This window comes from Rhizobium sp. CSW-27 (assembly GCF_018760785.1).
In the GTDB taxonomy this organism is placed as follows: domain Bacteria; phylum Pseudomonadota; class Alphaproteobacteria; order Rhizobiales; family Rhizobiaceae; genus Neorhizobium.
The window spans coordinates 131,466-155,239 of sequence record NZ_JAHHZO010000004.1; the positions used below are offsets into that span (position 1 = coordinate 131,466).

At 64.7% G+C, this 23,774-nt stretch carries 21 protein-coding genes and 1 tRNA gene; 8 read left to right on the forward strand and 14 right to left on the reverse strand.

Translation table 11 applies throughout. The features are described 5' to 3' along the window. Positions 1-13 precede the first annotated feature (13 nt). The 9 genes from KLP42_RS09595 to KLP42_RS09630 all read right to left on the reverse strand — a co-directional run bounded on the left by KLP42_RS09595 (position 14) and on the right by KLP42_RS09630 (position 13,077). A complete protein-coding gene (locus KLP42_RS09595) occupies positions 14-2,290 on the reverse strand; it encodes a TonB-dependent receptor (RefSeq protein ID WP_215566150.1) in 2,277 nt (758 codons plus the stop codon). Between the two features lie 387 nt (positions 2,291-2,677). After that, positions 2,678-4,096 (reverse strand): YncE family protein, encoded by a 1,419-nt coding sequence (locus KLP42_RS09600; protein WP_215566152.1) that lies wholly within the window; start codon positions 4,094-4,096, stop codon positions 2,678-2,680. Positions 4,097-4,213: 117 nt separating this feature from the next. Further along, positions 4,214-4,990 carry a 2,3-dihydro-2,3-dihydroxybenzoate dehydrogenase gene (locus KLP42_RS09605; RefSeq protein WP_215566155.1) on the reverse strand — a complete coding sequence of 259 codons (777 nt, stop codon included), beginning with the start codon at positions 4,988-4,990 and terminating at the stop codon, positions 4,214-4,216. A 4-nt stretch (positions 4,991-4,994) separates the two neighbouring features. Beyond that, a complete protein-coding gene (locus KLP42_RS09610; protein WP_252192887.1) occupies positions 4,995-8,933 on the reverse strand; it encodes a non-ribosomal peptide synthetase in 3,939 nt (1,312 codons plus the stop codon). Between the two features lie 7 nt (positions 8,934-8,940). Beyond that, positions 8,941-9,177 carry a phosphopantetheine-binding protein gene (locus KLP42_RS26880; RefSeq protein ID WP_252192888.1) on the reverse strand — a complete coding sequence of 79 codons (237 nt, stop codon included), beginning with the start codon at positions 9,175-9,177 and terminating at the stop codon, positions 8,941-8,943. A gap of 12 nt (positions 9,178-9,189) precedes the next feature. Then, positions 9,190-9,828, reverse strand: a complete 639-nt coding sequence (locus tag KLP42_RS09615) for an isochorismatase family protein (protein WP_252192889.1) — start codon at positions 9,826-9,828, stop codon at positions 9,190-9,192. Positions 9,829-9,833: 5 nt separating this feature from the next. Beyond that, the gene (locus KLP42_RS09620) at positions 9,834-11,468 is read right to left on the reverse strand and encodes a (2,3-dihydroxybenzoyl)adenylate synthase (RefSeq protein ID WP_215566157.1); all 1,635 of its coding nucleotides are present in this window, start codon (positions 11,466-11,468) and stop codon (positions 9,834-9,836) included. Then, positions 11,465-12,646: an isochorismate synthase gene (locus tag KLP42_RS09625; protein ID WP_215566159.1), complete on the reverse strand. Its 1,182-nt coding sequence runs from the start codon at positions 12,644-12,646 to the stop codon at positions 11,465-11,467. The genes KLP42_RS09620 and KLP42_RS09625 overlap by 4 nt, the downstream gene beginning before the upstream one ends. Before the next feature lie 346 nt (positions 12,647-12,992). Then, positions 12,993-13,077 (reverse strand) — tRNA-Leu (locus tag KLP42_RS09630). A 186-nt stretch (positions 13,078-13,263) separates the two neighbouring features. Between KLP42_RS09630 and lipB the strand changes: the two genes are divergently transcribed. The 8 genes from lipB (at position 13,264) to sugE (ending at position 20,120) form a co-directional block, all read left to right on the forward strand. Beyond that, positions 13,264-13,986: a lipoyl(octanoyl) transferase LipB gene (gene lipB, locus KLP42_RS09635; RefSeq protein WP_215566161.1), complete on the forward strand. Its 723-nt coding sequence runs from the start codon at positions 13,264-13,266 to the stop codon at positions 13,984-13,986. A gap of 84 nt (positions 13,987-14,070) precedes the next feature. Then, entirely contained in the window at positions 14,071-15,000 is a 930-nt protein-coding gene (locus tag KLP42_RS09640) for a DMT family transporter (RefSeq protein ID WP_215566163.1), read from the forward strand. A 124-nt stretch (positions 15,001-15,124) separates the two neighbouring features. Beyond that, complete coding sequence (locus KLP42_RS09645; RefSeq protein ID WP_215566165.1) at positions 15,125-16,252, forward strand: S-(hydroxymethyl)glutathione dehydrogenase/class III alcohol dehydrogenase; 1,128 nt, start codon at positions 15,125-15,127, stop codon at positions 16,250-16,252. Positions 16,253-16,363: 111 nt separating this feature from the next. Continuing rightward, a complete protein-coding gene (locus tag KLP42_RS09650) occupies positions 16,364-17,611 on the forward strand; it encodes a methyltransferase domain-containing protein (protein ID WP_215566167.1) in 1,248 nt (415 codons plus the stop codon). 36 nt (positions 17,612-17,647) lie between these two features. Then, on the forward strand, positions 17,648-18,121 hold the full coding sequence (locus tag KLP42_RS09655; RefSeq protein ID WP_215566169.1) for a YaiI/YqxD family protein: 474 nt from the start codon (positions 17,648-17,650) through the stop codon (positions 18,119-18,121). Beyond that, positions 18,118-18,780: a DUF1345 domain-containing protein gene (locus KLP42_RS09660; RefSeq protein ID WP_215566171.1), complete on the forward strand. Its 663-nt coding sequence runs from the start codon at positions 18,118-18,120 to the stop codon at positions 18,778-18,780. The genes KLP42_RS09655 and KLP42_RS09660 overlap by 4 nt, the downstream gene beginning before the upstream one ends. A 46-nt stretch (positions 18,781-18,826) precedes the next feature. Next, complete coding sequence (fghA, locus tag KLP42_RS09665) at positions 18,827-19,660, forward strand: S-formylglutathione hydrolase (protein WP_215566172.1); 834 nt, start codon at positions 18,827-18,829, stop codon at positions 19,658-19,660. Positions 19,661-19,805: 145 nt separating this feature from the next. Then, on the forward strand, positions 19,806-20,120 hold the full coding sequence (sugE, locus tag KLP42_RS09670) for a quaternary ammonium compound efflux SMR transporter SugE (protein WP_215566174.1): 315 nt from the start codon (positions 19,806-19,808) through the stop codon (positions 20,118-20,120). Between the two features lie 70 nt (positions 20,121-20,190). Here the strand turns inward: sugE and KLP42_RS09675 are convergent, their stop codons facing one another. The 5 genes from KLP42_RS09675 to KLP42_RS09695 all read right to left on the reverse strand — a co-directional run bounded on the left by KLP42_RS09675 (position 20,191) and on the right by KLP42_RS09695 (position 23,752). Continuing rightward, positions 20,191-20,583 carry a DoxX family protein gene (locus tag KLP42_RS09675; RefSeq protein ID WP_502941287.1) on the reverse strand — a complete coding sequence of 131 codons (393 nt, stop codon included), beginning with the start codon at positions 20,581-20,583 and terminating at the stop codon, positions 20,191-20,193. Between the two features lie 182 nt (positions 20,584-20,765). After that, a complete protein-coding gene (locus tag KLP42_RS09680) occupies positions 20,766-21,254 on the reverse strand; it encodes a hypothetical protein (RefSeq protein WP_215566178.1) in 489 nt (162 codons plus the stop codon). Positions 21,255-21,313: 59 nt separating this feature from the next. Further along, on the reverse strand, positions 21,314-22,096 hold the full coding sequence (locus KLP42_RS09685; RefSeq protein ID WP_215566180.1) for an ATP12 family chaperone protein: 783 nt from the start codon (positions 22,094-22,096) through the stop codon (positions 21,314-21,316). A gap of 10 nt (positions 22,097-22,106) precedes the next feature. Then, positions 22,107-22,760 carry an HAD-IA family hydrolase gene (locus KLP42_RS09690; protein ID WP_215566182.1) on the reverse strand — a complete coding sequence of 218 codons (654 nt, stop codon included), beginning with the start codon at positions 22,758-22,760 and terminating at the stop codon, positions 22,107-22,109. Further along, on the reverse strand, positions 22,757-23,752 hold the full coding sequence (locus KLP42_RS09695; RefSeq protein WP_215566184.1) for an RluA family pseudouridine synthase: 996 nt from the start codon (positions 23,750-23,752) through the stop codon (positions 22,757-22,759). The genes KLP42_RS09690 and KLP42_RS09695 overlap by 4 nt, the downstream gene beginning before the upstream one ends. Positions 23,753-23,774: the final 22 nt, after the last annotated feature.

A 23,774-nucleotide genomic window follows, 5' to 3' on the forward strand; every position in this document is an offset into this window, starting at 1 on the left:
TCGATGGCGCTGATCAGAAAGTGGTGCCGATATTGAACATCACGGTCGGCCCCGAGGCCGGCACGGCGCGGCCGGACATGCCCGACTGGTAGTTCTGGTGATCGGTCAGGTTGTAGCCGTTCAGCGACATGCGGAACTTGTCGGTCTGATAGGCCACCATGGCATCCAGCGAGAAACTTTCCGGGATCTTCTGCACATTGCTGGCATCCAGCCAGTAGGAGCTGGCATAGACGATGCCGCCGCCAACCGTAACCTTGCCCGGCAGTTCGGCCGAAAGCTCGTCGAACAGCGTGTAGGTGGTCCACAGATTGACGTTATGGTGCGAGACGTTCGGCGCCTCCTTGCCGATCTGCGCGGCGGTGCTGGAGGCCGTGATCTCGCTGTCCATATAGGCGTAGTTGGCGAGCACGCTCCAGGCATCGGTGATCTTGCCGCTGACGCCGATTTCCACACCGCGCACACGCCGTCCGGTCGAGGCATCGCCGGCGCCGGCCGGAAGACCGGTGATCTCGTTGTAGGAATTGTCCTTGTCCACCTGGAACAGGGCGGCCGTCAGGCCGAGGCGACCGTCAAGAAAATCCGCCTTGCCACCGATTTCGAACGTATCGGACACTTCCGGCTTGAGCGGCGCCGTCTCGGACGGCAGTTCGGATGCGTTGCCGGTCAGGGCGGCGATGTCTGTCGAGGCCGGCTTGTGGGTGCGGGCAAAGGAGGCGTAGAGCGCCACCGTCTTGCTCGGCTCCCAGATCACGCCGATCGACGGATTGAGCGAGGTATCGGATTCATCGGCAAAGGCGCCGCTCTGCGTCATCTCGGTCTTCAGGTAGTCGAGGCGCAGGCCGCCCAGCACCGAGAATGTATCGGTCAAATAGGCGCGGTCGCTGACGAACAGGCCGATATTGGTCGATTCCAGCGTGCGCTTGGCCGCATAATCATAGGTCGGCGTAAAGTTGTAATAGTATTGCGGGTTGAACAGCGACTCACGATTTCGGTTAGTCCAGCCGGTCCAGGAGCCATTGACGCGTTCGTCATGCTGGTAGCTGACATCCAGTCCGACGACAGCCTTGTGCGCAACGGAGCCGGTGTCAAAATCCATATGCGCCGCAGTGACGTTCTGGATCGCCCAGCCGTCCTGCTTGTAGGTCAGGCCTCCGCCGGCCCCGAGACCAAAGGTTGCGGATGTGTTGCCGCTGAAGAAATCGGTTGCGCAGGTCGACGTGGAACTGTCGGCGCAGGACCCCGGAACCGTGCCGCCGAAATCGCGGCTGTAGAAGGTCACTCGCGTGTCATTGGTCAGCGTCAGCCAGTCATTCACCTCGCTCTTCAGGCTGGACCCCAGCATGTGGTTGTTCGTCACGTCCTGATTGGTGGAACGGACATAGGAGATCGACGGATCAAAGCCGTATTCTGCCGCCGGCAGGTAGATGCCGTCAGCGCCCTGCACCATCGGCTGGCCGTAGTCCGGAATACCGTCGCCATGCAGGTAGCTGTAGCTGAGATGCCATTCGGTCTCGGTGTCGATGCCCATGCCGAGATCGATGGCAACGCCGCGACGATCGGCGGTCACATGGTCGCGATCGGCCACGTCCTGCTTATGAAACAGCCCGTTGACGCGAATGGCGGTCGTGTCGTCGATCTTGTAGTTGGTATCGAGCGTGGTGCGGTAGGTCGGGCCGCTGCCGACCGACTGGTCGATCTTGGTGAAGTTCTCCAGCTTCGCCTTCTTGCTCTGCTGGTTGATCAGGCCGCCCGTGTTGCCGGCGCCGAAATTGTCACCCGAGGGACCCTTGAAGACCTGGATATCTTCCGTGTTGAACGTGTCGCGGGCATAGACGCCGAAATCGCGGAGACCGTCGACATAGACGTCGGAGCGGGCCTGGAAGCCGCGAATGCGGAACTGGCTGCCGTTCTGGCCGCCATTACCTTCGCCGGTGGAAAGCGTGATGCCCGGCACATTTCGCAGGGCCTGCTCCAGCGTCGTGGCGCGCTGTTCCTCGATAATCTCGGCCGGAACCACATTGATCGTGCGCGGCGTCTCGCGAACCGAGGCAGGCAGGCGGGAAATGCCGGTGGTGGCGCCGTTGGTGTTGCCGGAGCTTTGTCCCTCGACGGCGACGCGATCCAGCACGGTCTCATCCCCTTCCGCTTCCTGCGGCTTGGGCTTGGCGGTCGTCGTCGTCTGAGCCTGCGCAAGCGTCGGCAGCGATGTGAGCGACATGGCCAGCCCTGCCGTGGCGGCAGCCCCCGAAATCAGCGGCCGAAGCGGTACAACGGTTCTTTCCTGCAACATTCAATTCTCCTGAGGATCCAGACCGGAGCTGCAGGGCTACCCAGCGTGCCCTGCCAGCTCCCGTTTGAGAGGTCGCGTCCCTCGACCGCTCAAACTTGTCTTGAAAACTCCACTAACCGGACCGCAAAAGTGGAGTCAATGTGTCCGTTTTACGTCAAAAATTAACATGACTAAAATACTCATGTATGTTGCAGAAAATCCTCACGAGCCACGACACCGGGCTGCGACAGCACCGGATTCAATGTCGCAAAAAGAGTCAGCCTGCGCCGATATACAGTTGTTTTAAAACGATTAAGACTAAACGCGACACCAGCCAGAACGCAACAATGCCGCGCGGGCGGCGCGGCATTGCAGATCGAATTCCACCGGTATCCGTTGCGACGGGACTTAGCGCGGCAGAATGCGCGTCACGCGGTCGCCATCGGCATCGTCGGGGTTCAGCGACTTGTTGACGGCATATACACCACCCTTGCCATCGGCCAGCACATGGTTGGCAAAGGGCGCGACGGAAAGGTTGGCGACGATCTTTCCCTCGGCATCCACCACCGTCACGGTGCCGGCATCGCGCGCCGACACATAGGCCGTCTTAGACACGGGCTCGAAGGCCACATTCAGCGCACCCGCTCCCACCGCGACGTCGTGCAGCAATGCGCCGGTCTTGCCATCCAGGATGAGAAGGTCGTCACTGCCCTGGCCTGCCACGAAGATGCGGTCATCTGCCGCGTCATAGGCGATGCCGATGGTGGACAGGCCGCCCTTCACGGGGAACAGCGCGCTCACCTTGCCGGCGGCCGAATCGATCACGGCCACTTCGCTGGTGGACAGGCTGACCACGAAGAGCTTGCCGCTTGCCGGATCGAAATCGAGGCTGGCGGGGGAGAACCTCTCGCCGCGCATCTTCGATTCGATCTCGATCGACGGAAGCTTCTCCAGCGTCTTCGTATCGAAGACGGCCACTTCCGGCACGCCGACCTGGCTGACATAGGCCTTGCCGTTCTTCTCGTCCACCTTCACGTCGCGGGCATGCTGGGCAAGGCCGGGCGCGAACTGCTTCACCAGCGACAGGTCGGCCTGCCTGTAGACGGCAACGGTGTTCTGGCGGGTATTGGTGACCCAGACGGTATCGTTCGCATCGTCGATGCCGATCCCATAGACCGCGAACACGCCGCCGCCCCGTTCACCTTCCGCCGGGGCCTCCGCCGGCGTGATCTTGGCAACGGTCGCCAGCGTCTGCGGATCGAGCTTGATCAACTGCGAATTCCTGACCGGCGGGCGGCCGCTGGCAGAGGTGACGAAGAGCGCGTTGTTCTTGCGGCTGTAGGCGACCTGATAGAGACCGGCGCCGGGCTTTTCCGAGGTCATGGCGAACTTGTCTTCGCCCGACAGCGGCACCTTCGGCGACACCTTCAGCTTCACGACATCCGCATAATAGGGCGAGTCGGTCGTGACGATCAGGGGATGCGTGCCGACGACGGCATCCGCCGGCAGGGTGAACCTGCCCTGGAACTTGCCCTCGGCATCGGCGGTGAAATCGCTGAGCGACGTGGTGCCGCGCAGCAGCTGGACCTTCTGGCCGGGCTTGAAGTTCTGCCCGTTTACAGCAACCTCGCCGCCGGCATTCAGCGGCCGGCCGCGTTCCGCCGCGCCCAGCCGCACCTGCCCCTTGTAGTCCTTGTCGAGGCTGTCGAAGGCGCTCTGCGCATGGGCGCTGCCGAGACCGAGCGCCATGGTGCCGGCAATCAGCGCCATGCGTGCAAAGCCGATGGAAAGGGGAAAGGCTGCGGTCGGTTTCATCTGCTGCGTCATGGTCCTCGTCCTGGTTCAGGGGTGGCGGCTGCGCCGCCTCGGGCAGCACAGCCGGCTGACAGCCCTATATATGATGATTTATTTTCTCAAGTTAAATTTCCAGCATGCCGCGCCGCCTCAGGCCCGCAGGGTGGCGCCGCCATCGACATAAAGATCGGCCATGGTGATGTGTCCTGCCTGATCCGACAGCAGGAAGACGACCGATTGCGCCACATCCTCCGGTGTCGCCAGTTTCTGCAACGGAATGCCCGCCTTGAACTGTTCCGGCACGCCGGCAATCACCCGCTCGGCGCCGCGCTCGTCTGCCCACATGCCGGTCTGCATCGGCGTCAGCGTCGAACCAGGGGCAACAATGTTGCAGCGGATGCCGAGCGGCGCGAGTTCCAGCCCGAGGCAGCGGGTAAACATGGTGGTGGCAGCCTTGGAAGCGGCATAGGCCGCCATGGCATGGCGCGGCACGCCGGCCGCATTGGAGCTGACGGTGACGATCACGCCGCGCTGGCGCGGGCTCATCACCCGCGCCAGCGCCCGCGAGACATGGAAGACACCGTCGGTGTTGACGGCAAACACATTGCGCCAGACGGCGTCCTGTGTCTCAACCACGGTGGTGGTGGACAGGATGCCCGCGACATTGACGCCGAGATCGATCGGTCCCCAATCCGCTTCCGTATCCGCAACAAGGCGATCGACGGCCGCGCTGTCGCGCACGTCAAGCACCTCACGGCGAACCTTCTGCCCATCCTGCGACGCATGAACCGCAAGCATGGCTTCGCTATGATCGGTGGCCAGCACGCGGGCGCCGCATTCGGCCAGCAGATCGACCAGGGCGCGGCCGATGCCGCCGCCGGCGCCGGTCACCAGCGCAATCTTTCCCTCGATCCCCGTCAGACGCATGAGTTCAATCCTTTTCCGTGTCGAAGGCAGCGAGCCGGCGCGCCAGTTGCGGCGCAATCTCCGCGGTCGCGGCGGGCGAGGTGAGCTGAGGATGCAGGAAGGGCACATCCACCCGGTCGATCGCCCCGACATGCGGAGCCCACAGACCGGGCGTCAGATCCCTGTCCTGATGATCGAGAGCGGCGCGGACATGGACCACCGTGCCACCGAAGCGCCGGTGATAATGGCCGCGCACCAGCCGGTTGGTATCCAGCACCACCCGGATGACGCCGTCGAGCGCCGCATCCGGCAGGCTGCCAAGCGGACTGCCGCCCTGGCGCAGGAAGGCGGTGATTGCAGCGCGGGTGGTCAGATCCGGATGCGCGAGCGGATCATGGCCGGCAATGGCCAGCAGCGCCGCCGTCTCGTCCGGCTCCGGCTCGGCGCGCCAGCATTCGCAAGGATAGCTGTCCAGCATGGCGATCATGCCGGCAGCAAGCCCGCGTGCCTCCAGCTCCGCCGCCATGGCCTGGGCGAGAATGCCGCCGACCGACCAGCCGGCCACATGCCAGGGACCGGAAGGATAGGTCTCGACGATCCGGTCGACATAGGCTGTCGCCAGCACCTCCAGACTGTCCGGCAGCGCCACATCGGGATCGAGTGCCGGCGACTGCACTCCGTAGACGGTGCGCTGCCCGCCCAGCGCCCGCGCCAGATGCCGGTAGCCCCAGGCGATGCCGCCGGCCGGATGGATGAGGAACAGCGGCGCGCGAGCCGCCTCGCCTTCCGCAAGCCGGATGATCGGCCCGAGCCCGTGATCGATCCCGGCGCGATCGAGCACGGCGGCAAGTCCGGCGATCGTCGGCTGTTCGAACACGGCACCGAGTCCCGGGTCGAGGCCCGTTTCCTCCTTGATGCGCAGCACCAGATGCACCGCCGAGAGCGAATCGCCGCCGAGCGAGAAGAAATCGCCCTCCACATCCGGCAGGCTGTCGAGAGCCAGCAGGTCGCGGTAAAGGCGGGCGAGCAACCGCTCGCTTGCGGTTTCCGCCGGCCGTCCCTGCCCGCCTTCGATCACCGGCGCCGGCAATGCCGCGCGATCGAGCTTGCCATTGGCGGTGACCGGCAGGGCATCGAGGATAACGAAGGCGGAGGGCACCATGTAGTCAGGCAGACGTCGCGCAACCGCCAGACGCAACGCTTCGACATCAAGCGCGGCCGTCGCCACCGCATAGGCGACGATGCGCCGGTCGCCGGCGCGGTCCGCACGGGCCATCACCACGGCCTCCCGCAGCAGGCCGGAAGCCATCAGCGCCGCCTCGATCTCGCCGAGTTCGATGCGCAGGCCGCGGATCTTGACCTGATGGTCGGAGCGGCCGAGGAAGACAACGGCGCCATCCGGCCGCAGGCGGGCGAGATCGCCGGTGCGGTAGAGGCGGCCATCCGGGCGGAAGGGATCAGGCAGAAAGCGGTCGGCGGTCAGATCCGGCCGCCCGAGATAGCCACGGGCAAGCTGCACGCCGCCAAGGAACAGATGACCCGCCACACCCGGCGGAACCGGCTGCAGCCCCTCGTCCAGCACCATAAGGCTGGTGTTCCAGACGGGCCATCCGATCGGCAGCGGCGCCGACCGGTCCTCAGACGTCGCCGGCCAGTAGCTCACATCGACCGCAGCCTCGGTCGGCCCATAGAGATTGTGCAGTTCGCCCCTGATGCGCGCATGAAAGCGGTCGCGCTGGTCGGGCGTCAGCTCCTCGCCGCTGCAAAATACCCGCGCAACGGAAAGCCCTTCGGATTCCGGCGCAGCCAGGAAAGCGGACAACATGGAGGGCACGAAATGCAGCGTTGTTATCGCCTCGGCACGGATCAGCCGGGCCATCGCCTGCGGGTCGCGATGCGCCTCCGGAGGCGCAACCACCAGCGTGGCGCCGCACAGCGCCGGCAGGAAGAATTCCCAGACCGACACATCGAAGGTGGCCGGCGTCTTCTGCAGGATGCGATCCTGCGGCCCGAAACTGTAATGGCTGCGCATCCATTCCAGCCGGTTGACGATGGCGCGGTGCTCGATCATCACCCCCTTCGGCTCACCGGTGGAACCAGAGGTATAGATCACATAGGCGAGATGGACCGGCTGCGGCACCGGGAGAGTGGCGCCGGATGGCTCCCGCGTCCAGTCCCCGGGGTGCAGGGTGTCAGCGTCGAAGAGATCCTGCTCGGCAAGACCGGCAAGGATCGCCACCGGCCGAGCAGAGGCCAGAATGCGCTGAATGCGCTCACGCGGATGCCGGGGATCGAGCGGCAGATAGGCGGCCCCCGCCCGGACAATCGCAAAGAGCGCCACGACGAGATCGAGCGAACGCGGCAGCGCCACGGCCACCAGCCGATCCGGCCCGGCTCCCCGGCACGCCAGCTGCTCTGCCAGTGCCCGGCTTTGCCGCTCAAGCTCCGCATAGGTCAGCACCCTGCCCTCGAAGGAAACGGCCGGTGCATCAGGCGCGCTGCGCATCGTCGCCTCGATGAGGTCGACCAGGGTGACGTCGGGCACCGGATGGGCGGTCGCGTTCGCATCCCGGACGTAACGGCGAATTTCGGCAGGGCTTGCAAGCGGCACATCGGCCAGCCGTTCGGCAACGAGCGCACCCTCGAGATAGGCGACCAGCCGCTCGGCATGCGCTGCAGTGTCGTCAGCACCGTAGAGCGCCGGATTACAGTCCACCTCCATCATCAGGCTCGCTTTGGCATCGCCGCGGAAGGTAAAGGTGATGTCGTCGACGGCTCCGGCGCCGAGAATGTGCAGGGCAACATCGAGGCCGGCAAAGACCGGCGGCATGTCGAACGGCTGCACATTGATCAGCGGACCGAACAGCCGCCGCTGGCCACCGATCAGGCCAAGATCGCGACGCAGCTGTTCGCTGCGATAGCGCCCATGCCGCCGGCAGGCCATCAGCTTCTTCGCGCCTTGCACCGCAACCTCGGCAAGCGGCGCGTCTTCCATGTCCGCGAACCGCACCGGCAGAACATTCATCAGCGTACAGGGCACGCGCGCCGCCTTGCTGCCCAGCCGCCCCATGAAGGGCAGGCCGATCACCGCTTCCGGCACGGCGGCGAAGCGGCGGCAATAGCTCGCCACCAGCACCGTCAGAAGGTCCGGCCAGGTCACCTTCAGGGCATCGGCGCGGCCCGTCAGCTGCCGAAACAATGCAGCGGGCAGATGGACTGTCTGTCGATGGAAGCTCGCACCGGAGACCGCGCGGCCGCTGGCAAGGCTTGCCACCTCCGGCAGGCCGGAAAGTTCCGTCATCCAGAAGGCATGGTCCTGTGTGCGCCGCTCGCCGCAGAGATAGGCGGCATCTTCCGCAAGCGCCTGCGAGAGAGGCGCAAAGGCCGGCCCCGGCTCGATCCCTGCCTTCAGGGCCGAATAGATCTCGCCGACGCGGTTCGTCACCAGCACGATGCCATAACCATCGATGGCGAGATGATGGATCCGCTCGTACCAGAAGAAGTGCTCGGCCCCCAGCCGGTAAAGCGTGAAGGCGGAGACCGGCCCCCTGGCCAGATCGACCGGCGTTGCCGTATCGAGCACCATGGCCGACCGAGCCGCGGCAACAGGATCAGGCTGCGCCGTCAGATCGACGATCTGCAATCGCGGACGCGTTGCCGCATCGAGGCGCTGGCGCGGCCCGAAGGCGGTTTCTGCAAACACCAGCGAGAGGCTGTCGGCCTCCTCCGCCATGCGGTCAAAAGCGCGGCAGAACAGACGGATGTCGAGCGGGCCGCGCAGTTCCACATATTGGCTGGCATTGAGGATTGGATTGCCCGGATCGATCCGCTGAACATACCAGAGCCCCAGCTGGGCCTCGGTCAACGGCCATGCATCCCGGCCGGGCGCGGCTTCGCCGATATCAACCAGCCGCATTGGCGTCCTTGCGCTCATCGCCGTGCCCGTCATTTCCCGCTCCGCCATCCCTCCATCATCCCCTGGCCCGTTTGGCCTCGATGGCGCGCCACCAGCCGGCAAGCGAGAACTCCTCGGCGAACTCGCCGAAATCCAGATCGACCCCGGCTTCCTGCCAGGCGAGGATCAGGTTCATCAGCCGCATGGAATCGAGACCGAGATCCATCAGGTTGTCGTCGAGGCCGATATCCTGCGGCTGTTCGTGAATCATGGCGGCCACGTCGGCGCGCATGCGCTCAAGGGTGATGGTCATGGGCGGGGCTCCTCAAGGGGCAAGGCGGGCAAGAATGGCATGCGTGGTCATCGGCACGCCGCAGCGGCCCGCCACCCAGGTGATCGCCATGTCATGCTCCGCACGGGAAAAATCGGCCAGGGCATCGGCTGCGAAGAAGGCTTCGATGTCACGCTGAAAGGCCTCGGCAGCCGTCATCATGCAGCCGATATGCGCATAGATGCCGGTCACGATCAGCTGGTCACGGCCGCGGGCGCGCATCATGGTCTCGAGGTTCGATCGCTGGAAGGCGCTGTAGCGATGCTTGACCAGTAGGAAATCCTCCGGCTGCGGCGCAAGTTCCGCGATGATGGCCTGATGCTCCGGTGCCGAGGTCATGCCGGGCCCCCACAGATCGGCCTGCAGGCCGCGATCGCGCCGGTCCTGATCGCCGTTCTGCGCCGTGTAGAACACCGGAATGCCGAGCGCGCGGGCCTGTGCGGCAAGACGCGCGATATTGGCCGTGGCCGGCACGATGGGCGCGGCATCCGGCGTGAAGGCACCGACGAAATAATTCTGCATGTCATGGATCAGCAGCGCCGCACGCTGCGGTTCCAGCAGCCACGGGCCTTTCGGCTTCGGCAGTTCCTCTGCAGTCGGCAGCGCATAGGGCGGGATTTTCGGCAAGGCCATCGGTTTCAGTGTCCTGCATTCTTCTGTTCGTCTGCAAGGAACTGTGCCCTGAGGCGGGCCCTCAGTTCCTTGCGGCTGACCTTGCCCACGGCCGTCAGGTCGAAGGCATCGACGAAGACGATCTGGTCCGGCACCTTGAAATCCGCGACCTTGCGGCTGCGCATAAAGGCCTTCAGCGCCGGTGCCTTCGGCTTTTCGCCCTGCGGGATGACGAAGGCGCAGATGCGCTCGCCAAGGAAGGCATCGGGAATCGAAACAACGGCGGCATCGAACACGTTCGGATGCGCCAGCAGATGATCCTCGACCTCATCGGCGGAAATCTTCTCGCCGGCCCGGTTGATGTGATCGCTGGCGCGACCCTGCACAACGAGGTAGCCGCCCGCCACGCGCTTCACCACGTCGCCGGTGCGGTAGAAGCCGTCCTCGGTGAAGGAGCGCTGGTTGGCGCCGGCATCGTTATGATAGGCGCGGATCGTATAGGGGCCGCGGGTCAGCAGATTGCCTGCTTCACCATCCGGGACCGGCTGGCCCTGGTCGTCAACGATCAGCACCTCGTCGTCAGCGCTGATCGGCCGTCCCTGCGTTTCCACGATGATCTCTTCCGGATCATCGAGACGGGTGTAGTTCACAAGCCCCTCGGCCATGCCGAACACCTGCTGCAGGGTGCAACCCAGCACGGGTCGGACGCGCCGCGCCGATTCCGGCATGAACTTCGCCCCGCCCACCTGCAGCACCTGCAGGCTCGTAAGGTCATGCCTGGCATTCGGCGCCGCCTGCAGCCACAGCAGCGCCAGCGGCGGCACTAGGCCGGTGATCGTCACCTTTTCGCGCGCGATCAGCGGAAAAGCGGTTTCCGGGCTGGGCGACGGCGCCAGCACAACGGTTGCGCCGACATAGAAGGCGCCGAAATAACCTGGCGAACTCATCGGAAAGTTATGGGCGGCCGGCAGCGCCACCATGTAGACGCTGTCCTCGGTCAGCCCGCAGATCTCGGCGCTGGCCCGGAAGGAATAGATGTAGTCGTCATGGGTGCGCGGGATGAGCTTGGATAGCCCGGTGCTGCCGCCAGAAATCTGCAGGAAGGCGACATCCGAGGGATCAGGCTCGGAAAAGACAACCTCCCCGTCGCGCGCGAAACCGGCAAAGGGGGTGAACTCCTGCGCCTCTCCGACCACCACCACATGGGACAGCGCGGGCGCCTCCTCGCGCACGGCGCGGGCAAGGTCGCGATAATCGAAGCCGTCATGGCTTGCGGCAATCACATAGGCCACGGCGTCTGAACGACGCAGGAAATGCACCACTTCCGTCTGCCGGTGCGCGGGCAGCGCATAGACGGGAACGAGGCGCGCCAGAAAAAGGCCGAAGACGACGGAAAAGAATTCCGGCAGGTTCGGCAGTTGCACGACCACACGGTCGCCGGGCATCAGGCCAAGCTTCAGGAAACCCGAGGCGGCGGTCTCCGCCCGGGCGAGAAGCTCGGCATAGCTCCAGCGCTGCTCGCCACCGACAACGGCGGTGCGACCCGCAAAGCGGACGGCGCGTTCGCGCAGCAGGGCGGGAAAGGTCTCGCCGCGCCAGTAGCCGGCCTTGCGGTAGCGTTCGGCAAAGTCCGGCGGAAAGGGCTGCACCAACGGCATCATGCGGCATTCTCCTGAAGCGGGCGGCCATGTTCGTCGATGCCGAGTGCATTCAGCATGGCCTGGAACTTGGCGGAGGTTTCCTGGGTTTCCTTCTGCGGATCGGAGCCCGGAACGATGCCAGCGCCGGCAAAGACACGCGCCTGCCGCCCGGCGATTTTCGCGCAGCGAATGGTCACGTACCAGTCGCCATCCTGGCGGCCATCGATCCAGCCGACGGCGCCGGCATAAAAGCCGCGATCATAGGTTTCGAGCCGCCGGATCGCTGCCGCGGCAGACGGGCGCGGCATGCCGCAGACCGCTGGCGTGGGATGCAGCAGCGCCAGCAGTTCGGCCACCGGCGTTTCCGCATCTCTCAGCCGGCCGACGATGCGGGTGCCGAGATGCAGCATGCTGGCGGTGGCGCGCAGCGTGGTCCCATCCGGTGCCCCCAGTTCGAGGCAATAGGGAGACAGCACGTCGAGAATCGATTCGGTGACGACGCGATGCTCGCGCTGGTCCTTTTCGGAATTCAGAAGATCACGGCCCGCCTGGCGGTCAAGCGAGGGATCGGCAGAGCGGCGGGCGGAGCCGGCCAGCGGATGCGAGACAACACGATCGCCCCGCTTGGAAACCAGCAGTTCCGGCGTGGCACCCACCATCACCGGCACCAGACCGTCACGGGCGGGAAGCGGCGTTCGAAACAGGGTGACCGTCGGGTCCTGCGCCAGACGGCGCATCAATCGCGCCACCGAGATCGGCTGGTCCGATTCGAGCAGAAGGCTGCGCGACAGCACCGCCTTGGTGATGCCGTCCACCTGGCCCTGTCCGCGTTCCATCAGGTCGAGGCACTGCGCGACGCAATCGGCATAGGCTGCGGCATCCGGTTGCGGGCGAACCAGCCAGCGCGACCCGGCCGGTGCTTCGGGCACGGCAGCCCCATCGACCGCGCCGAGACGCTCCGGCTGAAACAGGCAATCCTCGGCCGTGACATCGAAGGGAACGGCACCCACCAGCAGCGCCGGACCACTCTGCAGTGCCGCGAAGAATCGCCCGGCACGCAGCGCAAGGCTCGCCAGCGGTCCCGGCTCGAGCGGCTTCAGCAGACCCTGCGTCTCCACCGAAAAATTCGGCGAGACCAGACGGAATTGATGGGATGGGTTGGGGCCGGCAGCCCTCGGGCGGGGAGACTCATCAGCCATTGCGGCCTCCTTTTGGCAGTGCGCAACCGGGCGCCCCGCCGCAAGGCCCCTGGAGACCATGCCGGCGAGCGCCGCATCGAAATGCGTGACGCGGCGCATAACTACGAATATGAGTGAAATTGTCAACTTCTATCCGCAACGTCCACCGGCCCGCCGCCGCACCGGATCGGCACTGTACCGATCATCGAAGGGCGGCGCGTAACGATGCGACCGAGCGTTGGAGGCTACACGTAAGGCAAAGGTCGAAGCGGCTGGAATGGCCTCGGTACGGGCTGAACCGAAGCATCAAGTTTTTCTTGCAACTGTTTGCCAGAAAACAAAAAACCCGGCTTTCGCCGGGTTTGTTTGGTGCGGTCGAGAAGACTCGAACTTCCACGGGTTGCCCCACAGCGACCTCAACGCTGCGCGTCTACCAATTCCGCCACGACCGCATCGTGGTAGGCCGTCTTGCGTCGGCGAGGGAGCATCTAGCAAAGCGTTTTCCCCGGCGCAAGTGTGCCGTGACAGTTTTTTGAAAGATAAAATCGCGCGAGAAATTCCTATATAGGGAAATCCCGCATTTGCGGGCTTTCCGCCTGTGGATAGTCCGCCGCCATTCCATTTAAAGAGAAAATGCCATGCTGACCCGCACCGATCTCGATCACACCATGTTCGCCGCAGACGGCTCTGCGCCCGTGCGCTGGCGGATTTCCGATTCCCTGGTGCCCTACGAGGAGGCACTCTCGGTGATGGAGGCGGAAGTGGCGGCAATTGCCGATGGACGTGCGGATGAACTCGTCTGGCTGCTGGAACATCCGCCGCTCTATACCGCCGGCACCAGCGCCAATGCCGCCGACCTGATCGAGCCCGACCGATTCCCCGTCTTTGCCACCGGTCGCGGCGGCGAATACACCTATCATGGCCCCGGGCAGCGGGTGGCCTATGTGATGCTGGACCTCAAGCGCCGGAGGCAGGATGTGCGCGCCTATGTGGCGGCGCTGGAAGAAGTGATCATCCGCTGTCTCGATTCGATGAACGTGCGCGGCGAGCGGCGCGAGGACCGTGTCGGCGTGTGGGTGCGTCGTCCCGAAAAGCCGCTGCTGCCGGATGGAACCCAGGCCGAAGACAAGATTGCCGCGCTGGGCATCCGACTGCGCCGCTGGGTGAGCTTCCACGGCCTGTCGCTCAATGTCGATCCGGATCTCGCACATTTTACGGGCATCGTGCCGTGCGGAATTTCGGCCTATGGCGTCACCAGTCTGATGGATCTCGGCCTGCCGGTGATGATGCCGGATGTCGACATGCGGCTGCGGGAGGCCTTCGAGGCGGTGTTTGGCCCGACGACAAATGAAGGCCGCTGAGCCGGAAATGCGCGCCGGCGGCGGACAAGGCTTGTAAGCGCGGGCCGTCCTGTGGTTGAAAAGGGCATCACAGGAATCCCGCTCATGCCGCAAGCCCCCGCCTCTGCCGAAACCTCCGTCAAAGGCATGGCGCTGATGGCCTTCTGCATGATCGTGCTGCCGATGATGGATGCCATTGCAAAGTACATGGCAACCTTCGAGACCATGTCGCCGGGACAGGTGACCTTCTACCGCTTCTTCGTGCAGCTCGTCGTGCTGGCACCGCTGTTCTTCCGCACGGTCGGCGGCTTTGGTAAGGTGAAGCGTCCATGGATGAACATGCTGCGCGGCGCGCTGCATGCCGGTGCCAGCCTGATGTTCTTCACCGCCGTGAAGTACATGCCGCTCGCCGATGTCTTCGCCATCTATTTTGTCGAGCCCTTCATGCTGACGATCCTGTCGGCCCTCTTCCTTGGCGAAAGGGTCGGCTGGCGGCGCTGGCTGGCCATCCTCGTCGGTTTCGGCGGGGCGATGATCGTCATCCAGCCGAGCTTTGCCCTTTTCGGCTGGACCTCGCTGCTGCCGGTCGCCTGCGCGGCGCTCTTCACGCTCTATCTCTTTCTTAACCGCGCGCTCGGCGATGGCGATTCGCCGCTGACCATGCAGATGATGTCCGGCGTCGGCGGTACGCTGTTCATGGGCGTGGTGCTGGTGGCGGGGCATATGGCCGGGGTGGACGATTTCCACATGTCGCTGCCGGGCTCCGGGCTTGGCGTCGTGCTGCTGCTCATACTCGGATCGCTCTCCGGCTATGTGCACCTGCTCGTCGTGCGCTGCTTCCGCATGGCCTCCGTCTCCCTGCTCGCCCCCTTCCAGTATTTCGAGATCATCTCGGCGACCGTGCTGGGCTACCTGCTGTTTGCCGATTTTCCGACGCCGTCGAAATGGCTCGGCATCGCCATCATCGTCGCCTCCGGTCTCTTCATCATCTGGCGCGAGCAGCGGCAGAACCGCATGGCCGAGACGCCGGCCTGAGAGAGGGCTTGAGAGAGAACTTGAGAGGGCGGCCTGAGACCGGTGCCTGCCGCTTTCAGGGTTGAGCCCCGTGGCCGTGCATGCCACAACCGGTCCCGGAATCAAGCAATCAGGGAGAAAGCACATGGACGTCCGCGCCGCTGTTGCCGTTCAGGCCGGCAAACCGCTCGAAATCATGACCGTGCAGCTGGAAGGTCCGCGCGCCGGCGAAGTGCTGGTCGAGGTCAAGGCCACCGGCATCTGCCACACCGACGACTTCACGCTGTCGGGTGCCGATCCGGAAGGCCTGTTCCCGGCAATCCTTGGCCACGAGGGTGCCGGCATTGTCGTCGATGTGGGGCCGGGCGTCACCTCGGTGAAGAAGGGCGATCACGTGATTCCGCTCTACACGCCGGAATGCCGCGAATGCCCCTCCTGTCTGTCGCGCAAGACCAATCTGTGCACGGCGATCCGATCCACACAGGGCCAGGGCCTGATGCCGGACGGCACCTCGCGCTTCTCGATCGGCAAGGACAAGATCCATCACTACATGGGCTGCTCCACCTTCGCCAACTACACGGTGCTGCCGGAGATTGCCGTCGCCAAGGTCAATCCGGACGCCCCCTTCGACAAGATCTGCTATATCGGCTGCGGCGTGACGACCGGAATCGGTGCCGTTATCAACACCGCCAAGGTGGAGATGGGCTCGACCGCCATCGTCTTCGGTCTCGGCGGCATCGGCCTCAACGTCATCCAGGGCCTCCGCCTCGCCGGCGCCGACATGATCATCGGCGTCGATCTCAACAATGAGAAGAAGGCCTGGGGCGAACGCTTCGGCATGACCCACTTCGTCAATCCGAAGGAGGTCGGCGACGATCTCGTGCCGTTCCTCGTCAACATGACCAAGCGCGGCGCCGATCAGATTGGCGGCGCCGACTACACCTTCGACTGCACGGGCAATACCCGCGTGATGCGCCAGGCGCTGGAAGCCTCGCATCGCGGCTGGGGCAAGTCGGTCATCATCGGTGTCGCCGGTGCCGGCCAGGAAATCTCGACCCGTCCCTTCCAGCTGGTGACCGGCCGCACCTGGATGGGCACCGCCTTCGGCGGCGCGCGCGGCCGCACCGATGTGCCGAAGATCGTCGACTGGTACATGGAAGGCAAGATCGAGATCGATCCGATGATCACCCACACCATGCCGCTCGAAGACATTAACAAGGGTTTCGAACTGATGCATTCGGGTGAAAGCATCCGCTCCGTCGTGCTATACTGAGACACGGCGCCGGACGCGCGCTTTTGCAAAAGCGCGTCCAGACAGAAATCGAGGGCGCCCGCGGGCGCCCTTTTTGATGAGAGGCAGCCGGGCGGCACGGCGGGGGAAGACATGGCGGATCGTATCATATCGGGCTCGGTCAAGGCGGATGGCAGCATCCTGCAGGGACAGGGCTTTCAGGTCAGCCACAAGGGCGCAGGCCATTATCTGATCGTCTTCCAGCCGCCGCTGCTCGACGTCGAGGGTGGCATGGTTCATCTGATCGACACGCAGGGCGCGCGCGGCTGGCGTGCGGGTGTCGCCTCCGTCGACGGGCTGCATGCCACGATCCGCATCGATGATGCCGCCGAACGCGCCTGCGACGGTCATTTCTCCTTCGTCTTTTCCGGCCGCAGCCATGGTGCCCCACGCGCCAACCAGACCGCATCCATGCCGGTCGACCCGACGCAGGTGGTGGCGGAACCGGCCATCGGCAGCCCGCCGCCCATCGTTTCCTTTCCGATCAGCGAACGCATCCGTCGTGCCATGACAGCGGAGCCCCCGCCGCCGCGCCCTGCGCCGTCAGCCCAGGCCGATTCCGTCTCGCTTGCACAGCAGGCGCAGATCGACCGGCTAAAGCAGATGACCCAGCAGGTTCTGCAGCGGCTGCAGATGGAAAACCGCATGCTGAAATCGAAGCTTGCGCTGCTGTCGCCGGACGACGTGCCGGAGAGTGATCCGCTGCCCTTGCCCCCGGCTCTGCGCGGACTGCCCGGCGCGCCGCTGCTCGCCCGGCTGATCGACCATCCGGAGAAACGGCGTGTTCTCGACATCGGCCCCGGCTTGCAGGCGCGCCTCCCCCATCTGCTTTCCGCCGGCAAGGCTGTGAGCGCAGCGCACGCCGCCAATGCGCCGGACGCCGGCGTGCCGGAGGTCACCCATACCGCCTTTCCGCACGATCCGCAGAGCCCAACAGATCCGTTCGATGCGGTTCTCGCCTGCCATGTCCTGCAGCGCGAGGCAAATCCGCACCGCTTCCTGCGCGATCTGAACGCGGTACTGGCCGAAGGCGGATGGCTGCTCATCGCCGTGCCGACGCTGCGCTTCCCGCTGCTCGGCGGCGATCTGACGCTGTGGACGGGTGGCCTGCTGCTCCACCATCTGGTGCTGGCCGGTTTCGATTGCCGGGAGGCAGGCCTGCTGGTCAGCCATGGCGAGTTATGTCTCTGCCTGGAAAAGCGCAGCCTGCCGGCCTGGACGGAAGGCACGCCGCTGCCGGCGCTTGGCGCGCTTCGCCCCTTCCTGCCGCCACAGCTGGATTTCATCGCAGAGGCCGAAGGCACCTGCTTCAATGGCGACATCCGCCGGCTGAACTGGTAAGCGAGCCTATCCGACAAGTCACGAGAGAACTGCCCCTTGATCTATGTGGATGCCGATGCCTGCCCGGTGAAGCCGGAAATCCTCAGAGTCGCCGAGCGACATGCGATCGAGGTGACCTTCGTCGCCAATTCCGGTCTGCGCCCGTCGCGGGACCCCATGGTGAAGAACGTCATCGTCTCCGGCGCCTTCGATGCGGCCGATGACTGGATCGCGGAGAGGGCCGGCGCGGGCGACATCGTCGTGACGGCAGACGTGCCGCTTGCCGCGCGCTGCGTGGCGCGGGGCGCCCTCGTCACCGGCCCAGGCGGCCGCATGTTCGATGAGGCCAATATCGGCATGGCGAGCGCCATGCGCGATCTCGGCGCCCATCTGCGCGAGACGGGCGAAAGCAAGGGCTACAATCCGGCCTTCACGCCACGCGACCGTTCGAACTTCCTGTCGACGCTCGACCGCCTGTGCCGGCGCGCCAGACCGGCAGCCGGAGATCCGGACGCAGGACAGCCCGCATGAGCGAACGGCCCAACAGCTGGCGACATCGCCGGCAAAGCCCATTCTACATGGCAGGTCTTGCCGGCCTCGTCTCGCTGCCGGTCCTGCTGTTCCTGGCACCCGGCGTCGCGATCGAACTGTCCGCCATCCTGTTCTTTCTCGTTTATCTCGGCGCCATGTCACGGCGCATGCCGCATCTCACCGTCAACCGACTGAAGACCAGCCGCGAACGCGATGACGCGCCGGCCTACACCATTCTCGTCGTCACGCTGCTTGCCGTCGTCGCCTCGGTCGGCGCGCTGTTCAATGCCCTGAACCGATCGCATGATCCGAGCCTGTTCGAGGTGGTCGTCGCCTTCGCCTCGGTCATCGGCGGCTGGCTGACCATCCACACCATGTTCGCCATGCATTACGCACACCACTACTGGCGGCGGGTGGAGGACGGCGCCGGCGGCCTGACCCTGCAGGGCGGACTGACCTTTCCGGAAACCAGGGAGCCGGCCGGCTATGACTTCCTCTATTTCGCGCTGGTGATCGGCATGACGGCTCAGACCTCAGACGTTGCCATCACCACAACGGCCATGCGGCGCATCAATCTTGCCCATGCGCTGCTGGCCTTCTTCTTCAACACCGTGCTGGTGGCCGCGGCCGTCAATGCCGTGGTGTCGCTTGCCGGCTAGTCCCGATTTTCCGATCCAGAACAGAGTGTCCAAGGAGAACAGCCCGATGAAGATCCTCTCGCAGAACACCGCTTTCGGCGGCATGCAGGGCGTATTCCAGCACGAATCGCAGTCCTGCCAGTGCGACATGACCTTTGCGGTCTTCGTGCCGCCCCAGGCAATTTCCGAGCCGCGTCCGGTGCTGTGGTATCTTTCCGGCCTCACCTGCACCCATGCCAACGTGATGGAAAAGGGGGAATACCGGCGGCTTGCCGCCGAACTCGGGCTGATCATCGTCTGCCCCGACACCAGCCCGCGCGGCGACGACGTGGCCGACGAGAAAACCAACTGGCAGATGGGCAAGGGCGCCGGCTTCTATCTGGACGCCACCGAAAAGCCATGGGCGGATCACTACCGGATGTACACCTATGTGACCGAGGAACTGCCGGCGCTGGTCGCCGAGCATTTTCGCGTCGACATGCGCCGCCAGGGCATTTTCGGCCACTCCATGGGGGGCCACGGCGCCATGACCATCGCGCTGAAGAACCCGGAGCGCTTCCGCAGCTGCTCGGCCTTTGCCCCGATCGTCGAACCTTCGACCGCCGACTGGTCGGCGCCCGCCTTCGAAAAATATCTCGGTGCCGACAAGGCCGCCTGGCGGGCCTATGATGCCTGCGCCCTGGTTCGCGACGGCGCACGCTTCCCGGAATTCCTCATCGACCAGGGCAAGGCCGACGGCTTCCTGGAGACGGGATTGCGGCCCTGGCTGTTCGAGGAGGCGATCAAGGGGACCGACATCGCGCTGACGCTGCGCCTGCATGAGCGCTACGACCACTCCTACTATTTCATATCCACCTTCATGGACGACCATCTGCGCTGGCATGCGGAGCGCCTTTCGTAAGCGTTAAACGACGTTTGGGTCGAAAGGTCTTGATCGGCGCAAGCGATGTCCCACATCAGGTGCACGCGGACGACCGCGTGCACCGGCCGCTCCCGGTGCGGATGACCGGCGGGGACGCCCCTGCCTCTCGTTCAGGGAGCATTTCATGGCCTGGTTTCTTCTCATCCTTGCCGGCATTCTGGAAACCGGCTGGGCCATCGGCCTCAAACATACCGAGGGTTTCAGTCGTCTCGGTCCATCGCTTGCGACGCTCGCCTGCATGGTGGCCAGCATCGGCCTGCTCGGCCTTGCGCTTCGCGATCTTCCGGTCGGCACCGCCTATGCGATCTGGACCGGAATCGGCACGCTGGGGGCCGTCACGCTCGGCATCGTCCTCTTCGGCGATCCGGCGACGCCGCTTCGGCTTGCCTGCATCGGCCTCATCCTTACCGGTCTCGTCGGGCTGAAGCTCGCCGGCTGACCGGCAGCAGAAAGCCCTCGCACCAGGCGCGGTGCGAGGGCTTGTCGTGGCAGGGTATTGCGGGGGCTGATCAGGCCTTTTCGCGGTTGTCCACCGACAGAGCACCAGCACCCGAGAAGACCAGGAACAGGAAGATGAAGCAGTAAAGCACGGCCGCATCACCGCCGTTCAGCGACGGGAAGAAGCTCTTCGGAAAGTGGAACATGAAATAGGCCACCGCCATCTGGCCGGACATGATGAAGGCGGCGGGCCGGGTGAAGAAGCCGACCGCAACCAGCGCGCCTCCGATCAGTTCGATCAGGGCGCCGACCAGGAACAGCGTCGACAGCGTGTCACCCGCACCCGGCTGCGGTCCGGGGAAGGCAAACAGCTTCATCGTGCCATGTGCCAGGAACAAGAGCCCGGACATGATGCGAAGGGCGGCGAGTGCGTAAGGCTGGAATGCTTCGAGACGTTCAGACATGAACAAAAACCCTCTCCTGCTGGAAATTTGACGCTGAAGGGTTATCGCTGCACCGCAGCAAAGAACAATCAACTGCACTCCCGCCCCATCACATCCGCTTGATTGTCTGATGCAAATTGCCGCAGCACATCACGCGGAGGACTCGGCAGCTCCGTCCGATACCAAGAGGTCTCGCGAGCCGGTCACGGAAAGAGCGCGGTGGCGAGCGTGGAGGGCACCGTATCCTGCAGGCGGAAATCCTGCGCCACGCGCTCGGCGATCCGCTCCGCCAGCCGCCTGTCCGCCTGGAAGGAATCAAGCGCGAAGGTGGAGACGGCAAAACTTCCGGCCGCCACCTTCTCGCCTGTCACGACCGACACCGCCTCCACCGTTACCCGTGCCCGGAACCGCGCGCCGATGATCAGCGGCAGATAGCCGGTGTCGGTGATGCGGATGGTCAAAATGGTGCGCGGCAACGCTTCCTGCCGAAACGTGGCGCGGATCGCCTCGTCCACCAGCCGGTCGGTGGCAGACAGCAGATTGGGAGAAACATCGGCCCGTGCGGACACGAAGGCCGCACGCACGTCGTAGAGTAGCGTTTCCGCCTGCTTCTCGTCCGCGGGCATGCGGAAGCTGCCGAGCAGCGCCCAGCAGATCAGAAGAAGCGAGAGACGAAAAGGCCGCGACAGCATGGATCACCGGAGAGATGTTTCCCCGATGATCTGAAAACAGGGTTAGAAGAGCGTTAAATTCAGGCGTGCAGTGACGCAAAAACGGCCACGGCTGCCTGCATTTCCACCAGACGCTTGGCCCGGCGCGCTTCAGCCTCGGCGTCGGCGCCCCAATGCTCGTTGGTCCAGTCCTCATCCAGGTGCGCAAGAGACCAGATCGCATCGGCATCACGAAAGCCTTCGGCAAAGGCGATGGCCAGAAGCGCCGAGCCCGTCAGCGTCGTCACGGTATGCAGGGCCGCAAGCTCCAGCGGCGTGGCATGGCGCCTGAGGGCCAGCGACAGCGCGGCAATGGCTTCCGGCGGCTGTTCCTGCGGCATGATCCCCTCGATCAGGATGAAGCGGGCACCAAGCGTTGCCGCCGCCCAGTCCAGCACCGGATCCCAGGCCTCGGACTGGCGCGCCACCAGTTCCGCCGGCGCCTCGGCCCGGTAGCAGAGCATGTCGCTGCCGGCAAAACGCAGGATTTCCTCGAACACCGCTTCGCTCGCAGCGGCAACGCCATCGATCGCGGTGTTGACGAGACGCGTCACCGGCATGCTGGCCGGGTCGATCACCTCGCCCTGCGCTGCCCATTCCGCCCGGATCAGTTCGGCAAGCGCCGCTGTCGGCACCGTGAGGGCATTCTTGGCCGGCGTCTTGATCGGGCGGCCGTCCAGCTGGATGGCGTGCCCTTCGACACCGGCGGCAATGCTGGTCTCGGCATAGAAGCGCTTCGGCAGGGGCTTCTTCATCTGGATCTGCGCGCGGCGCGTGGGATCGGGGTGGCTCAGCCCCTCGGGCAGGTCAAACAGGTCTCGCATGCAATAATCCTCAGCCGATATGGCGCAGCAGCTCGAGCGGATGATCGACGATCGCGTCGGCACCGGCGTCACGCAGGTCGGAGACGGAGGCATAGCCCCAGGACACGCCGATGGCGGTGGCACCTGCCGCCTTAGCCATCTGCATATCGTAGATGGCGTCGCCGATGACAAGGGTGTCCTCCGGCCGCATGCCCGTTTCGTCGCAGCATTCCGTCACCATCGCCGGATGCGGTTTCGAGGGACAATCATCGGCGGTGCGGCTGACGACGAAGAACGGCCGGAAGCCATGCGTGTCGAGGATCATGTCGAGGCCGCGACGCGACTTGCCGGTAACGGCGCCGATCAGAAGATCCTCGCGCGGACCGATCGAATCCATCACCGCCTGGATGCCATCAAACAGCGGCTCGCGGTAGTTCAGGTCGCTGCGCACCACGGAAAACAGCGACTTGTAATAGGCCATCATGCGGACGGCTTCCTCATCCGCATGCGCCTTGCCCTCGATACGGGCAATGGCGATGTCGAGCGTCAGGCCGATGATCGATTTTGTTGCCGCAAGCGAGGGCTCCGGCTTGTCGAAATGCCGGAAGGTGCGGCGCATGGTTTCGTGGATCAGTGCCACGCTGTCGACCAGCGTTCCGTCGCAATCGAAGAGAACCAGCTTCATTGATCGTCCCTGTCGCCAAGTGTCTGGTCAAAGCCCAGAAGGTTCCAGCTCTGCACCATGTGCGGCGGCAGCGGCGCCGTCACCTTCAGCCGACCGCCGGAGGGATGTGGAATGTCGATGTGGCGCGCATGCAGATGCAGCCGCTTCTGCATGCCGCCCGGAAAGTCCCAGTTCGGATCCTCGTCGAAATATTTGGGGTCGCCGATGATCGGATGCCCGAGATGCAGCGCATGCACGCGCAACTGATGGGTGCGCCCGGTATACGGCTCCATCTCCAGCCAGGCGAGGCGCTGTGCCGCCGTCTCGATCACGCGGTAGAAGGAGACGGCGTGGTCCGCCCCCTCCTCGCCGTGCCGTGCAATGCGCATGCGGTCGCCATCCGGGGTCTGTTCCTTGACGAGCCAGGTGGAGACCTTGTCCTCGTGCTTGCGCGGCACGCCCTTGACCAGCGACCAGTAGGTCTTCTTGGTGTCGCGCTCGCGAAAGGCCGCCGTCAGCTTCTGCGCTGCACCGCGGGTGCGTGCAATCACCAGAACGCCGGAGGTGTCGCGGTCGAGGCGATGCACCAGGCGCGGCTTCTCGCCTTTCTGGTTGACCCAGGCGTCCAGCATCTTGTCGATATGCCGCGTCACGCCGGAACCGCCCTGCACGGCAAGGCCCGCCGGCTTGTTCAGCACAAAGACCTTGTCGTCCTCGTGCAGCAGCATGCGGGCCAGAAGCTCCGCATCGTCGCCATGCTTCAGATCCTTGCCGGCGATCGGTCCCGCCTTCGGCCCGCGCGCATCGACGTCCATCGGCGGCACGCGCACCATCTGGCCGGGCTGCACCCGGCTGTCGGACTTGACGCGCCCGCCATCAACCCGGATCTGCCCGGAGCGCAGCAGCTTCTGCAGCGCGCCGAAGCCGAGGCCCGGATAGTGCACCTTGAACCAGCGGTCGACGCGCATGCCGGCTTCGTCCGCCTCGACGCGGATATGCTCGATGCCTGCCATGAATTCTCTTTCTGTCTGGATT

Bases quoted from the DNA above. Each gene is read 5' to 3' on its own strand.
- KLP42_RS09620 (WP_215566157.1), bottom strand. From the start codon at position 11,468: ATGATGCCGTTGGTGCAGCCCTTTCCGCCGGACTTTGCCGAACGCTAC.
- KLP42_RS09595 (WP_215566150.1), bottom strand. From the start codon at position 2,290: ATGTTGCAGGAAAGAACCGTTGTACCGCTTCGGCCGCTGATTTCGGGG.
- sugE (WP_215566174.1), top strand. From the start codon at position 19,806: ATGGCCTGGTTTCTTCTCATCCTTGCCGGCATTCTGGAAACCGGCTGG.
- fghA (WP_215566172.1), top strand. From the start codon at position 18,827: ATGAAGATCCTCTCGCAGAACACCGCTTTCGGCGGCATGCAGGGCGTA.
- KLP42_RS09645 (WP_215566165.1), top strand. From the start codon at position 15,125: ATGGACGTCCGCGCCGCTGTTGCCGTTCAGGCCGGCAAACCGCTCGAA.
- KLP42_RS09680 (WP_215566178.1), bottom strand. From the start codon at position 21,254: ATGCTGTCGCGGCCTTTTCGTCTCTCGCTTCTTCTGATCTGCTGGGCG.
- KLP42_RS09650 (WP_215566167.1), top strand. From the start codon at position 16,364: ATGGCGGATCGTATCATATCGGGCTCGGTCAAGGCGGATGGCAGCATC.
- KLP42_RS26880 (WP_252192888.1), bottom strand. From the start codon at position 9,177: ATGACCATCACCCTTGAGCGCATGCGCGCCGACGTGGCCGCCATGATT.
- KLP42_RS09675 (WP_502941287.1), bottom strand. From the start codon at position 20,583: ATGTCTGAACGTCTCGAAGCATTCCAGCCTTACGCACTCGCCGCCCTT.
- KLP42_RS09685 (WP_215566180.1), bottom strand. From the start codon at position 22,096: ATGCGAGACCTGTTTGACCTGCCCGAGGGGCTGAGCCACCCCGATCCC.
- KLP42_RS09695 (WP_215566184.1), bottom strand. From the start codon at position 23,752: ATGGCAGGCATCGAGCATATCCGCGTCGAGGCGGACGAAGCCGGCATG.
- KLP42_RS09660 (WP_215566171.1), top strand. From the start codon at position 18,118: ATGAGCGAACGGCCCAACAGCTGGCGACATCGCCGGCAAAGCCCATTC.
- KLP42_RS09605 (WP_215566155.1), bottom strand. From the start codon at position 4,990: ATGCGTCTGACGGGGATCGAGGGAAAGATTGCGCTGGTGACCGGCGCC.
- KLP42_RS09615 (WP_252192889.1), bottom strand. From the start codon at position 9,828: ATGGCCTTGCCGAAAATCCCGCCCTATGCGCTGCCGACTGCAGAGGAA.
- KLP42_RS09625 (WP_215566159.1), bottom strand. From the start codon at position 12,646: ATGGCTGATGAGTCTCCCCGCCCGAGGGCTGCCGGCCCCAACCCATCC.
- KLP42_RS09640 (WP_215566163.1), top strand. From the start codon at position 14,071: ATGCCGCAAGCCCCCGCCTCTGCCGAAACCTCCGTCAAAGGCATGGCG.
- KLP42_RS09610 (WP_252192887.1), bottom strand. From the start codon at position 8,933: ATGGCGGAGCGGGAAATGACGGGCACGGCGATGAGCGCAAGGACGCCA.
- lipB (WP_215566161.1), top strand. From the start codon at position 13,264: ATGCTGACCCGCACCGATCTCGATCACACCATGTTCGCCGCAGACGGC.
- KLP42_RS09600 (WP_215566152.1), bottom strand. From the start codon at position 4,096: ATGACGCAGCAGATGAAACCGACCGCAGCCTTTCCCCTTTCCATCGGC.
- KLP42_RS09690 (WP_215566182.1), bottom strand. From the start codon at position 22,760: ATGAAGCTGGTTCTCTTCGATTGCGACGGAACGCTGGTCGACAGCGTG.